Genomic DNA, 3351 nt, shown 5'->3' on the forward strand with positions numbered 1-3351 from the left:
ACCTTGGCCATGCCCAGATCAAGCCCGTCAACCGCTTTGACCAAGGCCGCCATCGGCATCAGGGCGACGGTTGGATAGCTGTTGGTCCAGTATTTTTCATGACCTTCATTCAGCGTCTCGAAACTGCGCTGCGCACCCGCAACCAATGGCCCCCACCAGCGCACGCCGGGCCATGTCAGGATCACGGCTGCTGGTGAATTGATCGCAAAATTGGGCGAGACGAAAATCGCGCCTGCAACGTTCTCCATCGCATCCTCGCGCAGCGCCGCCGCGGCCACCAATGTGCCACCTGTCGAGGTGGACACGACGATAACGCGCTCGCCCACGGCCCGCGCGATGGCCAGTGCCTCTAACGTGTCACGCATCCAATCGGCGGCTGTCGGCTCTGCCATGGCCTCACCCGTGCGACCGTGCCCCGACAATCGCGTGAACACCAGGTTCGCGCCCAGCGCTGCCGCAAGCCTGTCAGGCACAGGGCGGATTTCTTCGGACGTGGCCGAATAGCCATGGACATACAGCACAGAGACAGGTGTTTTCGTCTCTGGCGCACCTGCCCAGATGACGCGCTTTTGAGTGCCCTCCACGATGTCATCAAAACGCGCCTCAACCGTTTGGAGATAAGCATTCACATTTGGTCCGATCCTTGTTTCGTCAAAGGAAACATCAAGATCGACCACCTCGCGCGGCCCGAAGAAAAACAAGAGCGCAACAAGCAAGGCAATCAGCAATAGCAATCGCATGATCCATTTGAAAAGTATCCGCATTACGCAGCCTCCCCTACGTTGAGCACATCCTCAACCGATTGCTCGATCAAGGCGAGACATGCGTTATCAGAAAAGCGGTGGTCCGCCCCGTCTACCAGCGTAAGGCGCATGTCCGATCCGTTGGCATGTTCGAGCAACCGCAGCGCGACGGACATGTTCACGTCCGCATCAGCGGTGCCCTGCAAAAAGCGGGTCGGGAAAGGGAGTTCCAGAGGCTCGCGCAAAACCAGTTGCGTGCGGCCGTCCTCGATCATGCGTTTGGTGATGATATAGGGCTCGCCATACTCGGAGGGCAAAGCGACTTGCCCCGCGCTCACAAGCTCTTCTTTTTGGGCATCGGTGAAGCCCGCCCACATGCTGTCTTCCGTAAAGTCGGGCGCAGCCGCGATTGTGACCAACCCCATAATCCGCTCGGGAATGCGCCGCGCTGCAAGTAGCGATTGCCACCCGCCCAAAGAAGACCCGACAAGAAGCAAAGGCCCGCTGGCAACTGAATTCAGCACTGCGGCAGTATCTTCAGCCCAATCGCCAATACAACCATCGGTGAACTTCCCCGAACTTTGTCCATGCCCCGAATAATCAAAGCGCAGGAATGCACGCCCTTTTGCCAGCGCCCAATCCTCCAGATGGATTGCCTTGGTACCTTCCATGTCGGACTTCAGACCACCAAGAAACACGACACATGGCCCTGCCCCATCCGTTTTGTGGTAGGCAATTTTGCGCCCTTGCGGCGTCGTCAAATACAGGGGCTCGCTCATGGGGTACTCCTTCAGGCTTGAACACGCATAGATGCACAAGTGCGACCCATGCGCAAAGCCTCAATTGCGCTTCTTGACAGTTGCCTGCCCGATGGTCATTTAACCCCGAACACATAACCCGCAACCGGGCGCTTTCGTAGGCGCCAAACTGACGAGGAGTGCCAATATGGCTAACGTCACCCTTACTTTCCCCGATGGCAACGCGCGCGAATACCCAAGTGGTGTTACCGCTGCTGACGTTGCTGCCGACATTTCCAGCTCTCTTCGCAAAAAAGCGATCAGCGCGACAGTAAATGGCGCGCATTGGGATTTGCAGTGGCCCATCGAGACCGATAGCGCAATTGCCATCAACACCATGAAAGACGAAGCGCCAGCATTAGAATTGGTGCGCCACGACCTTGCGCACATTATGGCGCGCGCGGTGCAAGAGATTTGGCCGGATGTCAAAGTTACCATCGGTCCTGTCATCAAAGACGGCTGGTACTACGACTTTGATCGCAAAGAGCCGTTCACACCAGAAGACCTCGGCGTGATCGAAAAGAAGATGAAAGAGATCATCAATTCCCGCGAGGAAGTGCGCACCGAAGTCTGGGATCGCGCCCGTGCGGTGAAGCACTATGAGGACAATGGTGAACCTTATAAGGTCGAGTTGATCGACGCCATTCCGGGCGACGAGCCCTTGCGCATGTACTGGCATGGCGATTGGCAGGACCTGTGCCGTGGTCCGCACTTGCAGCACACGGGCCAAGTGCCGGGTGACAGTTTCAAACTGATGAGCATCGCAGGGGCCTATTGGCGCGGCGATAGTGATCGCGCAATGCTCCAGCGGATTTACGGCTGTGCGTTTCTGAACAAGGAACAACTCAAGGCGCATATGAATATGCTTGAGGAGGCCGCGAAACGCGATCACCGCAAGCTGGGCCGCGAGATGGACTTGTTCCACATGCAAGAAGAGGCCCCCGGCCAGATCTTCTGGCACCCGAATGGCTGGCGCATTTACACCGAACTGCAAGACTACATGCGCCGCAAGCAGGACGCGGGTGGCTATGTCGAAGTGAACACACCGCAGGTGGTGGATCGCAAGCTTTGGGAAGCGTCTGGGCATTGGGAAAAATACCAAGAGAATATGTTCATCGTTGAAGTCGACGAAGAGCATGCACGCGAGAAGGCTGTGAACGCTCTCAAGCCGATGAACTGCCCTTGCCACGTTCAGATCTTCAACCAAGGCCTGAAATCCTACCGTGATCTGCCTTTGCGCATGGCCGAGTTCGGTTCTTGCAACCGCTATGAACCTTCTGGCGCGCTGCATGGCATCATGCGCGTGCGTGGCTTCACCCAAGACGACGGGCATATCTTCTGCCGCGAGGATCAGATCGAAGCGGAAACAGCCGAATTCATCAACTTCCTTTCATCGGTCTACAAAGATCTCGGATTTGAAGAATTCTCGGTCAAGTTTTCCGATCGCCCTGAAAAGCGTTCGGGATCTGACGAAGTTTGGGACAAGGCCGAAGCCGCCCTGCTCTCCGCGACCCGCGCGGCGGGGATCGAGCCTGAACTCAACCCCGGCGAAGGTGCCTTTTACGGCCCGAAACTGGAATTCGTTCTGACCGACGCGATTGGCCGTGACTGGCAGTGCGGCACGCATCAGGTAGACTTCGTTCTGCCAGAACGTCTCGATGCCAACTACATCGGCGCGGATGGGGACAAGCACCGCCCGGTTATGTTGCACCGTGCGACCCTTGGATCATTTGAGCGCTTCATCGGAATCCTGATCGAAAGCCACGCAGGCAAACTGCCCTTCTGGCTGGCACCGCGTCAGGTGGTTGTCG

At 57.1% G+C, this 3351-nt stretch carries 3 protein-coding genes; 1 reads left to right on the forward strand and 2 read right to left on the reverse strand.

The features are described 5' to 3' along the window. The coding region (locus tag WBC85_RS17325) for an alpha/beta hydrolase (RefSeq protein WP_424440323.1) at positions 1-764 on the reverse strand (764 nt) is incomplete at its 3' end. Next, positions 764-1522: an alpha/beta fold hydrolase gene (locus WBC85_RS17330; protein ID WP_424440326.1), complete on the reverse strand. Its 759-nt coding sequence runs from the start codon at positions 1520-1522 to the stop codon at positions 764-766. The genes WBC85_RS17330 and WBC85_RS17325, both read right to left, overlap by 1 nt. 166 nt (positions 1523-1688) lie before the next feature. Here WBC85_RS17330 and thrS point away from each other — a divergent pair. Then, positions 1689-3351, forward strand: a 1663-nt coding sequence (gene thrS / locus WBC85_RS17335) for a threonine--tRNA ligase (protein ID WP_424440329.1), incomplete at its 3' end; no start/stop codon positions are given.

The sequence above is a fragment of the Planktotalea sp. genome (genome assembly GCF_049680325.1).
Classification (GTDB): domain Bacteria; phylum Pseudomonadota; class Alphaproteobacteria; order Rhodobacterales; family Rhodobacteraceae; genus Planktotalea.

What these genes read in the sequence shown, in the direction of transcription:
- WBC85_RS17330 (WP_424440326.1), bottom strand. Translation starts at nt 1,522, where the DNA reads ATGAGCGAGCCCCTGTATTTGACGACGCCGCAAGGGCGCAAAATTGCC.